Source organism: Micromonospora globbae (genome assembly GCF_003610785.1).
GTDB lineage: Bacteria > Actinomycetota > Actinomycetes > Mycobacteriales > Micromonosporaceae > Micromonospora > Micromonospora globbae.
Genome location: NZ_RAQQ01000020.1, coordinates 92,587 through 105,181, shown reverse-complemented (window position 1 = coordinate 105,181; position 12,595 = coordinate 92,587). Strand labels below are relative to the sequence as shown.

Here is a 12,595-nt window from a genome sequence, read left to right as displayed (position 1 = left end):
AGGTATCGAGACTTATGCTGCTTCCATTGTGAAGTCCTGGGGGGGATCATGATCACGCTTGTCCAAGGCTGCGCGTCCGTCCTCTGTGGAGCGCACACCGCGTCCTGAGATGGCGAACGACACCCTGATCCATCGCTTCGGCGATGTCGCCGCCGCCTGCCCCGAGCAGCCCGCCGTCCTCGGCGAGACCCGACGGTTCAGCTACGCCGAACTGGCCGGCCTTGCCGGTGGGTACGCCGACGCGCTCACGGCCGCCGGCGCCCGGCCGGGCGACCGGGTCGCGCTGCTCACCGCGCACGGGGCCCCGACCATCGCCGCGATCCTCGGCACGCTCGCGGCCGGGTGCGCGTACGTGCCGCTGGACCCGGGCTTCCCCCGCCGGCGACTGCGGCACATGCTCGCCGCCGCCGGCGTACGCATCGTCCTGTATGGATCCGAGCACGAGGAGCTGGCCCGCGCGCTGGATGTCGACGGCACCACGGTCCTCGTCGTGGACGACCCCCGCCCGGCGCCGCTGCGCCCGCGACCGGTCGACCCCGACGCGCTGGCGTACGTGCTGTTCACCTCCGGCTCGACGGGCCTGCCCAAGGCGGTCGGCCAGACCCACCGCAACCTCCTGCACGTCGTCCGCAACCAGATCGACACGCTCGACATCGGCCCGGCCGACCGGCTCAGCCTGCTCGCCTCGTTCAGCTTCGACGCGGCCATCCCCGACCTCTACCCGGCCCTGCTCACCGGCGCCGCCGTGATCCCCGTCGACCTGCGCCGGCACGGGCTGGCACACGCCGTCGACCAGCTCGCCCGCCACGGCGTCACCGTCTACCACTCGACCCCGACCGTCTACCGGTTCCTCCTGGACACCCCCGGCGTCGAACGGCTGGACCGGGTACGCGTCGTGCTGCTCGGTGGCGAGCAGGCCACGTACGCCGACGCCGCCCGCGGCCGTGGCCGGTTCGCCCCCGGATGCGTGCTCGTCAACGGCTACGGCGCGACGGAGATGACGTTCGCGGCCCGGTACGTGACGCCCCTGGCCGAGGCCGACCCGGCGGCCACCGGCCCGCTGCCCATCGGCACCGCGCTGCCCGGCTACCAGCTGCGCCTCGCCGACGACGGCGAGATCGTGGTGCGCAGCGTCCACCTCGCCCCCGGCTACCTCGACCGGGACAGCGACCGGTTCACCACCGACCCCGACGGGGTGCCGGCGTACCGGACGGGCGACCTCGGCGAGCGGCTGCCCACCGGCGAACTGCGCTGCCTCGGCCGGCTCGACCGGCAGGTCAAGGTGCGCGGCTTCCGGGTCGAGCTGACCGAGATCGAGGCCGTCCTCGCCGCCGAGCCGGGCGTCGCCGCGGCCCGGGCCATCGCCCGCGACGGCGAACTGCTGGCCTACGTCCGCCCGGCCGCCGGCCCGCTGGACCCGGCCGCCCTGCGCGCCTCGCTCGCCGACCAGGTGCCCGAGTACGCGGTGCCGCGCGCCGTCGTGCCGATCGACGAGTTCCCGCTCACGGTGACCGGCAAGGTCGACGAACGCGCGCTGCCGGACCCCGACCGCCGGGTGCCGCCCGGAGCGGAGCCCCGTACGCCCACCGAGCGGGCCGTGCACGACATCTGGTGCGCCGTGCTCGGCCGCGACGCCGTCGGACGCACCGACAACTTCTTCGACGTCGGCGGGCAGTCCCTGCTCCTGGGCCAGGTGCAGCAGCGCCTCGCCCAGCGCTTCGGGGTGCGGCTGCCGATGCTGCGCCTGTTCGACCACCCGACCGTGGCCGCGCAGGCGCGGCTGCTCGACGACCCGCCGGCCGACCGCGCCCCCGCCCCGGCGCTCGCCGCCCCGCCCGCGCCCTCGGTGGCGGCCCGCGAGTACACCGGCGACGAGATCGCCGTGGTGGGCCTCGCCGGCCGGTTCCCGGGCGCGCCCGACGTGGCCACCTTCTGGTGGAACCTCTGCGCCGGGGTCGACTCCATCCACGACCACACCGACGCCGAGCTGGCCGCGCTCGGGATCGGACCGACGCTGCGCGCGGACCCGCGGCACGTGCGGGCCGCCGGCCGGCTCGACGGCGTCGCCGACTTCGACGCCGAGTTCTTCTCCTTCGCCGAGCAGGAGGCGGCGCGGACCGACCCGCAGCACCGGCTGTTCCTGGAGACCGCCTGGGAGGCGCTGGAGGACGCCGGCCACGACCCGTCGCGCTTCCCCGGCCTCATCGGGGTCTTCTCCGCCACCTCGGCCAACCGGTACTTCCTGTTCCACCTCATGGACAACCCGGCCGTCGTGGGCGACGTGGACCCGGACGACTGGGAGGCCCGGCTCATCGGCCGGCAGTTCACCGACCACCTGCCCGGGCAGGTGGCGTACCGGCTGGGGCTGACCGGCCCGGCGGTCGCCGTGCAGAGCGCCTGCTCCAGCTCGCTGGTCGCCGTCTGCCTCGCCGCGCAGAGCCTCGCCGACTACCAGTGCGACATCGCCCTCGCCGGCGGCGTGAACGTCACCTGGCCCCGGTACCGCCACACCCCCGGCGGTCTCGCCTCGCCGGACGGGCGGTGCCGCGCCTTCGACGAGGCCGCCAGCGGCTCCGGCTTCGGCTCCGGGGTGGGCGTGGTCGCGCTGCGCCGGCTCGCCGACGCGCAGGCCGACGGCGACCGCGTCTACGCGGTCCTGCCCGGCTGGGCCGTGACCAACGACGGCCCCGACCGGGCGGGCTTCGCCGTGCCCGGCCCCGCCGGACAGGCCGCCGCGGTGGCGAACGCGCTCGCCGCCGCCGAGGTCGCGCCCGGCGAGGTCCGGTTCGTCGAGGCCCACGGCAGCGGCACGCCGCTCGGCGACGCCATCGAGGTGGCGGCGCTGCACGAGGTGTACGCGGGCGGCCCGGCCGACAGCTGCGCCCTCGGCTCGGTCAAGACCAACATCGGGCACCTGGACGCCGGCGCCGGGATCGCCAGCCTCATCAAGGCGGTCCTCGCCGTGCAGCACGGCGTGATCCCGCCGAACCTGCACTTCACCCGCCCGCACCCGGAGATCGACCTCGCGGCCGGTCCGTTCTACGTGCCCACGAAGGTGCGGGACTGGCCCGAGGCGCCGCGCCGGGTCGCCGGGGTCAGCTCGTTCGGGCTCGGCGGCACCAACGCCCACGTGATCGTCGAGCAGCCGCCCCCGGCCGAGCCGGTCGACGCGCCGGCGCCCGCCGCGCACCTGCTGCCGGTCTCCGCGCGGACCCCGGCGGCGCTGGCGGAGGCGCTGCGCCGGCTGCGGCGCCACCTCGCCGGCGCGGCCCCGGCGCTCGCCGAGGTGGCCGCCACCCTGGCCCTCGGCCGGCGGGCGTTCGCCTGCCGCGCCGCGGTGGTCGCCGCCGACCTGCCCGGTGCGCTGGCCGCCCTCGACGAGCTGCTGGACACCGGCGTCCCGGTCGCCGGCGAGCCGGGTGAGCTGCGCGAGCTGGCCGCCGCCTGGGTGGCCGGCCGGGACGTGGACTGGACGGTGCTGCACCCCGAGGGCGCCGTGCGGCGCACCGGGCTGCCCACCTACCCGTTCCAGCGGCAGCGGTACTGGATCGACCCCCCTCAGAAAGGCACGCGGTGAACTGGTTCGTCTCCGCCGGTGGCCGTGACCCGGCCCCGGTGCAGCTGTTCTGCCTGCCGTACGCCGGCGCCGGCGCCAGCGCGTTCCGGCACTGGCAGGGCGGCCTCGGCCCGGGCGTCGAGGTGCTGCCGGTGCAGTTGCCCGGCCGGGAGAACCGGATCACCGAGGACCCGCGGTTCCAGGTGGCCGACGTCGCCCGGGCCGTCGCCGAGCGGGCCACCGGCCCCTACGCCCTGTACGGCCACTCGATGGGCGGCCGGCTCGGCTTCGAGGTGGTGCGCGAGCTGCGCCGCGAGGGGTGCCCGCTGCCGCTGCGGCTCTACGTCGGCGGGGCACGGGCCCCGCACGTGACGGCGCCGAGCCTCTTCGACGGCCTGTCCACCGTGGACGACGACGAGCTGCTGCGCCGTCTCGGCGAGGGCGGCGGCCTTCCGGCCGAGGTGCTCGAGCACCCCGAGCTGGTGGAGCTGCTGCTTCCGCTGCTGCGCGCCGACTTCGGCCGGGTGGACAGCTACCGGTACGTGCCCGGCGAGCCGCTGCCCGTGCCCATTGTGGCGTTCAGCGGCCGGCACGACCGGGCGGTTACCCGCGCGCACAGCGAGGCGTGGCGCGAGCACACCGCCGCCGGGTTCACCCTGCACGAGATCGACGGCGGGCACTTCTTCCTGCACGACGCGCTGGACGAGCTGCTGTCCGTGATCCGCGCCGACCTCGACGCGGCCCTCGCCCAGCCGCCGGCCGCGGCGACCGCCGTCGCACCGGCGACCGCCCGCACACCGGCGACCGCCGTCGCACCGGCGGACACCGCCGCGCGCGCCCCGCTGCCGCCGGCGACCGCCGCGGGCGCCGCCCAGCCGACGGGCGGCGCGGCCGGCGCCGCCGGGCACCGGGTGCCGTTGGGGGACACCGGCTGGTCGGTCTGGCGGGACGCCATCCTGCGCACCACCGGCTTCCCCGCCGACGGCCTCACCCTGCTCAGCGCCCCGCAGGCCGCGGCGGCCGCCGACGAGATGCTGGCCACCGGCGCCGGCGCCGAGCAGTTCGACAAGGAGTTCGCCGAGGCCCTCGCGGCGAGCGGCCGCCGGCTCGTCGAGCTGGCCGGTGACCCGCTGCTGCGCGAGGCGGTCACCTGGCAGAACCGCAACGCCCTGCTCGCCCTCGACGGCCTGCGCCGCGGCGGCCCGGACGCGCCCCGCAACGTGCGCCGCCGCGACCGGGAACGGGCCCTGCTCAAGTACTGGCAGCGCTACTGCGGCAAGAACGAGACCGTCGGCTTCTTCGGCCCCAGCTGCTGGGCCACGCTGGACCCGACCAGTCCGGTGGCCGCCGAGGTCCGTCCCGGCCCGACCCTCACCCGCCGCCGCTGGGTGTGGTTCGAGTCGTGGGCGCTCGCCGCGTACGCCGATCACATCGGCCAGGACCTGGCCGTGCGGGCCTGGTGGCCGCCCGTACTGGCCCCGCACCTGCGCCTCGTCGACCGGACGGTGCTGCGGCCCGGCCGCCCGCCGGTGTCGCTGTCCCCGGTGGAGGCCGCGCTGCTCGCCGCGGCCGACGGCCGCCGGCCCGCCCGGGACCTCGTCGCCGACCCGGCGGTCGGGCTGCGTCGCCCCGAGGACGGGTACGCGCTGCTCGACCGCCTCGTCGAGCGGGACCTCGTCACCTGGGACGCCGGCCTGCCGGTCAGCCCGGCCGCCGAGGACGTGCTGCGGGAGCGGATCGACGCCATCGGCGACGCGGCGGCCCGCGAGTCGGCGCGCGCCGGCTTCGACCGGCTCGTGGCGGCCCGCGACGCCGTCGCCGCGGCGGCCGGCGACCCGGACCGGCTGCGCGCCGCGCTGGACGCGCTCGACGAGACGTTCACGGCGCTGACCGGCCTGCCGCCGCGCCGCCGCGAGGGGCAGATGTACGCGGGCCGCACCCTCTGCTACGAGGACACCGCCCGCGACCTCGACGTGGTCTTCGGCGCGTCGCTGCTGGACGGGATCGCCGCGCCGATGGGCGTGCTGCTGCAGGCCGCCCGCTGGCTCGCCGGCGCGCTGGAGGAGGCGTACGGCGCGGTCTTCCGGGAGCTCTACGAGGAGCTGCGCGCCGAGACGGGCGACGGGCCGGTGGCCCTGTCCGATCTGTGGTTCCTGACCCAGGGCATGTTCTGGGGCGACGGTGAGCGCCCGGTCGACGCGGTCGCCGCGGAGTTCGCCGGCCGGTGGGCGGGGCTGTTCGGGCTCGACGCGCTGCCGCCGGGCACGACCGAGGTGCGGCTGCGTGCGGACGACCTCGCCGCACGGGTCGCCGAGGCCTTCCCCACCGTGCGCCCGGAGTGGAGCAACGCTCGGCTGCACAGCCCCGACCTGCAGATCTGCGCCGCCGACGCGGAGGCGCTGGCCCGGGGCGACTACACGGTCGTCCTCGGCGAACTGCACGCCGCCTGGCCGTCCTTCGACTGCCAGGTGTTCACGCCGTCGCACCCCGACGTGGAACGCCTCCGCGCGGCGCTCGCCGCGGACCTCGGCGAGCGGCGCATCCGGCTGCTCTTCCCGACCGACTGGCCCCGCCGCACCAGCCGCGTCGCCGAGGCGCTGATCGGCCCGACGGACCGGCAGCTCGCCTTCGCCCCGGCCCCGGGCGCGGACCCGCAGCGCGCGCTGCCGACGGTGGCGCTGACCGTCACCGACGAGGCCGGCCGGCTCGTGGCGACCGCCCCGGACGGGCAGCGCTGGCCGCTGACCGAGATCTTCGCCGGGCTGCTCGCCGCGCACGCCGTCGACGGGTTCAAGCTGGTGGCCGCCGCCCCGTACACGCCGCGGATCACGCTCGACCGGCTCGTGGTGGCCCGGCAGACCTGGCGTACCACGGTGGGGGAGAGCGGCCTGGGCACGGTGACCGGGGAGCGGGAGCGGTTCCTCGCCGTCCGCGCCTGGCGCCGCCGGCTCGGCCTGCCCGAGCAGGTGTACGTGAAGCTCGGCACCGAGACCAAGCCCTGCTTCGTGGACCTGAGCAGCCCGGCGTTCGCCAACATGTTCTGCGCCATGGTCCGCGCCGCCCGCGGCGACCGCGGCGACGACGTGTCGCTGGTGGTCAGCGAGATGCTGCCGGGCCCGGACGACGCCTGGGTGCCCGACGCGCAGGGGCGGCGCTACTTCAGCGAGCTGCGCCTGCACATCGTGGACGACGCCGTGGAGGTGGCCCGGTGAGCCACCGGATCCCCCTGGGCGACACCGGCTGGTGGGTGTGGCGGGACGTCGTGCTGCGGACCGCCGGGTTCCCGGCGGCCGGGCTGGCCGCGTTCGCCGCCCCCGAGGCGGCGGCCGAGGCGGACGCGCTGCTGGCCGGCGGCGGCAGCCGGGACCTGTTCGACAAGGCGTTCGCCGCCGCGCAGCTCGACGCCTCCAGCCAGGCGAACCGGATCGCCGCGGACCCGCTGCTGCGCGAGGCGGTCACCTGGCAGAACCCGGACATGCTCGTCGCGCTCGACGGGCTGGTCCGCACCGACCCGGCGGCCCGCAACTGGCGTCGCCGCAAGCGGGAGTCCACCCTGCTGCGGTACTGGCAGCGCTACTGCGGCAAGGCCGAGACGATCGGCTTCTTCGGGCCGGTCTGCTGGGCCCGCTTCGACCCCGACGATCCGCGGACCCGGGTGCGCCCCGGACCGGCGCTGGTGTCCCGGCGCGAGGTGCGCTTCGAGGCGTGGGCGCTGACCGCGTACGCCGACCGGCTCGCCGACGACCTGGCGGTGCGCCGCTGGTGGGCGCCGGCCCTCCCGCCGCACCTGAGCGTCGCGGGCCGGCAGTTGCGCCGCCCGCTGCACCCGCCCGTGGACCTCACCGCGGCCGAGGCGCGGCTGCTGTCGTACTGCGACGGACGCACCCCGGCCGAGACGGTCGTCGCGCGCGCCCGCGCCCACCCCGACAGCGGGTTGCGCTCCGCGGCCGACGGGTTCCTCCTGCTCGACCGGCTCGTGGAGCGGTCCCTGCTCACCTGGGACGCGGCGCTGCCGATCAGCCCCTGGGCCGAGCGGGCGCTGCGCGAGCGGCTCGCCGCCATCGGCGATCCCGCGGTGCGGGCCGAGGTGACCGCCGGGTTCGACCGGCTCTGCGCGGCCCGCGACGCGGTCGCGGCGGCGGCCGGCGACCCCGACCGGCTGGCCACCGCCCTCGCCGCGCTCAACAGCGAGTTCACCGCGGTCACCGGGCGGCCGGCGACCCGGCACCGCGGGCAGATGTACGTGGGCCGCACGGTGCTCTACGAGGAGACCGTCCGCGACCTCGACCTCACCATCGGGTCGGCTGTGCTGGACGCGCTCGCGCCGCCGCTGGCCATCGTCCTGCGGGCGGCGCGCTGGCTCACCGCCGAGATCGGCACGGCCCTGCGGCGGCTGCTCGACGACCTGTACGCCGAACTGCGCGACGACGGCCCGGTCCGGCTCGCCGACGTATGGTCGCTGGCCCAGGGTCTGCTGCTCGCGGCCGACGGTCCGCTCGCCGGCGCGAGCACGCAGTTCACCGCCCGCTGGGCGGAACTGTTCGGCCTCGACCGGGTCGACGCCGGGCAGACCGAGGTCCGGCTGCGCAGCGCCGACCTGGCCGAGCGGGTCGACGCCCTCTTCCCGGCGACCGCGCCCGGCTGGCCGTCGGCGCGGATCCACAACCCGGACGTGCAGATCAGCGCCGCCGACGTGGCCGCCCTCAACCGGGGCGAGTTCCTGCTCGTCCTCGGCGAGATGCACCCGGCCACCACGCCGTTCGACAGCGCGGTCTTCGCGCCGTTCCACCCCGACCCGGCGGCGCTGCGCGCCGGCCTGGACACCGACCTCGGACCGGCCCGGGCGCGCGTGCTCTACCCGGAGGGCTTCCCCCGGGTCACCACCCGGACCACGTACGCCTCGGTGGGGCCGGCCGACCGGCAGTTCGGCATCGACACCGCCCGCGGCGCGGACGTGGACCGGCTCGTGGCCGCCACCGAGGTGCGGGTCGACCGCGACGGCGCGGAGCTGACGGCCGTGCTGCCCGACGGGAGCCGCTGGCCGCTCGTGGAGATCTTCGCGCACCTGCTCGGCTCCCTGCTGCTGGACAGCTTCAAGCTGGTCGCGCCGGCCCCGCACACGCCGCGGATCACCATCGACCGGCTCGTGGTGGCCCGCCGCACCTGGCGGACCACCGTGGGCGAGAGCGGCCTGGCCGGCGTGAGCGGCGACGCCGAACGGTTCCTCGCGGTGCGCCGGTGGCGCCAGCGCCTCGGCCTGCCGGAACGGGCCTTCGTGAAGGTGGGCACCGAGGTCAAGCCCTGCTACGTCGACTTCACCGGCCCCCTGTACGCCCACTCGCTGTGCGCGATGGTCGACGCCGCGGCCCGGACCGGCCCGGACGTGTCCGTCGTGGTCAGCGAGCTGCTGCCGGCGCCCGAGGACGCCTGGGTGCCCGACGCGCAGGGCCGGGGACACGTCAGCGAACTGCGGCTGCAGATCACCGATCCGAAGAGCTACCGGGGAGAGAACGGGTGACCGACATCCTGTCCATCAGCGCCGTGGAGGGCGAGCCGCTGCCCTGGCCGGACGCGACGCTGGCCGAGCTGATCGTCGCGCAGGCGGCCCGTACCCCCGACGCGGTCGCCGTGCGCCAGTGGGACGACCGGCTCAGCTACCGCGAACTGCTGGACCGGGCAGCCGGGGTGGCGGCCGCGCTGCGGACGCGGGGCGTCGGCCGGCAGAGCCGGGTCGGCGTGTGCGGGCACCGCCGCCCGGACCTCGTCGCCACCGTGCTGGGCGTGCTGCTCGCCGGCGCCTGCTACGTGCCGCTGGAGCCGGGCGGCCCGCGCCGGCGGCTGCGGGAGATCGCCGCCGACGCCGGCGTGTCGGTGGTCGTCGGCGACGCCGCGGAGACCGAGTTCGCCGACGCGGAGGGCATCGAGGCGGTCGGGCTGCCCGGCCCGGCGCCGCTCGCACCCTGCCCGGCCCGGCCGGGCGACCCGGCGTACGTGCTGTTCACCTCGGGGTCGACGGGCCGCCCCAAGGGGGTGCTCACCACCCACCGCAACGTCGTCGAGTTCGTGCACGGGGTCGTCGCGCTCAGCGGCGCCGACGCCGGGGTGCGCAGCCTCGGCATCGCCTCGCTCGGCTTCGACGCGGCCACCATGGACCTCTTCGTGCCGCTCGTGCTCGGCGGCGCGGTGCAGCTGCTCGGCGCCGAGGACCGCGCCGACCCGGTCCGCCTCGCCCGGTTCATCGCCGCGCACGAGGTGAACTGGGGCTTCATCACGCCGACCGTCCTGTCCATGCTGGACCCGGCCGAGCTGCCCGGATGGCGGGTGATCCTGTGCGGGGGCGAGGCGGTGCCGGCCGACCTGGCCGCCCGCTGGGCGCCCGGGCGGACCTTCCTCAACGGCTACGGGCCCACCGAGACCACCGTGCTGGCGGTCAGCGGCCCGCTCACCGCGGGCGAGAGCGACCCGGTGCCGATCGGCCGGCCGCTGCCCAACCACCGGGCGTACGTGGTCGACGCCGACCTGCGACCGGTGCCGCCGGGGGAGACCGGTGAACTGCTCATCGGCGGCCCCGGACTGGCCGACGGCTACCTGAACCGGCCGGCGCTGACCGCCGAACGGTTCGTGCCGGACCCGTTCTCCGGCGAGCCGGGGGCACGGCTGTACCGCACCGGCGACCTGGTCCGGCAGGAGCCGGACGGGCGGATCGTCTACCTCGGCCGAGCCGACCGGCAGGTGAAGATCCGCGGCCAGCGCATCGAGCTGGGCGAGGTCGAGGCGGTGCTCGCCGACCTGCCCGGCGTCGACCGGGTGGTGGTCGAGGCCGTACCCGGCGCGGCCGGCGCCGAGCTGGTCGCGTTCCTGACCCCGGCCGACGCGCCGGACGACGCCCGGCTGCGCGCGTACGCCGGCCCGAGGCTGACGGCCGCCATGCTGCCGGCCCGGGTGCTGCGCCTCGACGACCTGCCGGTGAGCCCGACCACCGGCAAGGTGGACCGCCCGGCGCTGCGCGCCCTGGCCGCCGCCGACCGCGACGCGACGCCGGTCGCGGAGCCGGCCGGCTCGGACGAGCCGCTGGACGCGGCGGTGCGGCGGATCTGGACCCGCCTGCTCGGCGCGGCGCCCACCCCGCAGACCGACTTCCTCGCCGCCGGCGGCAACTCCATCGCCGCGATGCGGCTGGTCGCCGCGCTCCGCGCCGAACTGGGCCGGCACGTCGACACCCGCGACGTCTTCACCGGACGCACCTTCGCGGCGCTGGTGGAGCGGGTGCGCTCCGCCGCGACGACGGACGGGGACGGCCTCACCACCGGCAACCCGCCCACCCTGTCCCCGCCGCAGCGGCGGCTCTGGTTCGTCGACCAGCTCGCCCCCTCCAGCGCGCCGTACAACATCGCGGTGGCGCACCGGCTGCACGGCCCGCTGGACGTCGCGGCGCTCGGCGCGGCGCTGCGGGCCGTCGCCGAGCGGCACGACGTGCTGCGCTGGCGGATCCCGCAGACCGGTGGCGTGCCGTACGCGGTGCGGGAGGAACCGACCGACGTGGCGGTGCCCGTGGTCGACCTGACCGGCAGCGCCGACCGGGAGGGCGAACTGGCGGGGATGCTCGCCGCCGGCGCGGGACACGCCTTCGACCTGGCCACCGGGCCGCCCTGGCAGGTGACCGTCTACCGGCTGGCGGCCGACGAGCACGTGCTGGCCGTCACGCTGCACCACGCGGTCTTCGACGGCTGGTCCGAGGCGCTGCTCTACGACGACCTCGCGGCCGCGTACGCGCAGGCCCGCGCCGGAGAAACCCCCCGGCTGTCCGCGCTCACCGCCACGTACGCCGACTACGCGGTGTGGCGGGCCGAGCGGGACCGCCGCCGCGGGGACACCGACCTCGCCTGGTGGACGGGCCACCTCCAGGGCGCGCCCACCGTGCTGGACCTGCCCCGGGACCGCCCGCGACCGGCCGTGCAGACCTACGCGGGCGCCGAGGCGGCCGTACGGTTGCCCGAGGCGACCGACCAGGCCGTGCGCGCGCTCGCCGAACGGCGCGGCACCACGGTCGCCGCGGTGCTGCTCGCCGGGTTCGGTGAGCTGCTGTCCCGCCTCACCGGGGGCGACGACCACGTGCTCGGCGCGATCGTCGCGGACCGGCGGCTGGCCGCCTTCGACGACGTCGTCGGCTTCTTCATCGACACGATGCCGGTGCGGGTACGCACCGGCGGGGCCAGCTTCGCCGAGCTGGTCGACCGGTGCGCCGCCGAGCTGCACGAGGTGACCACCCACCCCGGCGCGCCGCTGGAGCGGATCGTGGAGGCCCTCGGCGTCGGGCGGGACACGTCCCGGGCGCCCCTCGTGCAGGTGCTGTTCAACGTGCTCAACTTCGTCCCGCCCCGGCTGACGCTCGACGGACTCACCGCCGAGCCGGTCCCGGTGCCGAAACCCGGATCCCCGTTCGACATCACCGTCTACGTGGTCGAGCGGGCCGGACGGGTCGGCGTCGAGGTGGTCTACAACCCGGACCTCTTCGACGGCGAGCGGATCGACGCGCTCCTGGCCGACCTCGCGGCCCTGGTCGGCGCGCTCGCCGCCGCGCCGGACGCGCCCGCCCGCGACGTGGCCGCCGAACTGCCCCGGCCGACCGTCCGGGTGGCCCAGCTCGGCGCCATGACCGTGGCCGCCGCCGACCCGCCGCGCGCCGTCCTGCCGGCCGGCCCCGACGGGCTCACCGAGACCGAGGAACTCATCGCCGGCATCTGGCGGGCGGTGCTCGAACGCGACCGCGTCGGCGTCACCGACAACTTCTTCGACATCGGCGGGCACTCCCTCGCCCTGGCCGAGGTGCACGCCCGGTTGACCGCCGCCACCGGCCGCTCGATCGCGATGCTCGACCTGTTCCGCCACCCCACGATCCGGGCGCTCGCCGCCAGCCTGGACGGCGCCGCCGACCGGCCGGAGCTGGCCCGCGCGGCCCTGCGGGCCGCCGCCCGACGCAGCCGTACCCGTCGTAATCCACCCCGCCGCCCCGGCGGCACCACGCACTGAAGGACACCG

Annotated in this window: 4 protein-coding genes; all 4 read left to right on the top strand. The window is 76.9% G+C overall.

Annotated elements, in window-relative coordinates:
- The first annotated feature begins 109 nt into the window (after positions 1-109).
- Genes D7I43_RS24590 through D7I43_RS24575 form a run of 4 tightly spaced genes read left to right on the top strand, consistent with a single transcriptional unit; the run spans position 110 to position 12,586 of the window.
- Complete coding sequence (locus D7I43_RS24590; RefSeq protein WP_120330927.1) at positions 110-3,577, top strand: AMP-binding protein; 3,468 nt, start codon at positions 110-112, stop codon at positions 3,575-3,577.
- Positions 3,574-6,768, top strand: coding sequence for a thioesterase domain-containing protein (locus D7I43_RS24585; RefSeq protein WP_120330926.1), 3,195 nt, complete (start codon positions 3,574-3,576; stop codon positions 6,766-6,768). Before D7I43_RS24590 ends, D7I43_RS24585 begins: the two co-directional genes overlap by 4 nt.
- Positions 6,765-9,074, top strand: a complete 2,310-nt coding sequence (locus D7I43_RS24580) for a lantibiotic dehydratase (protein ID WP_120330925.1) — start codon at positions 6,765-6,767, stop codon at positions 9,072-9,074. The genes D7I43_RS24585 and D7I43_RS24580 overlap by 4 nt, the downstream gene beginning before the upstream one ends.
- Positions 9,071-12,586 (top strand): non-ribosomal peptide synthetase, encoded by a 3,516-nt coding sequence (locus tag D7I43_RS24575; RefSeq protein WP_120330924.1) that lies wholly within the window; start codon positions 9,071-9,073, stop codon positions 12,584-12,586. The genes D7I43_RS24580 and D7I43_RS24575 overlap by 4 nt, the downstream gene beginning before the upstream one ends.
- Positions 12,587-12,595: the final 9 nt, after the last annotated feature.

Coding starts and splice junctions, on each gene's coding strand:
- D7I43_RS24590 (WP_120330927.1), top strand. CDS start 110: ATGGCGAACGACACCCTGATCCATCGCTTCGGCGATGTCGCCGCCGCC.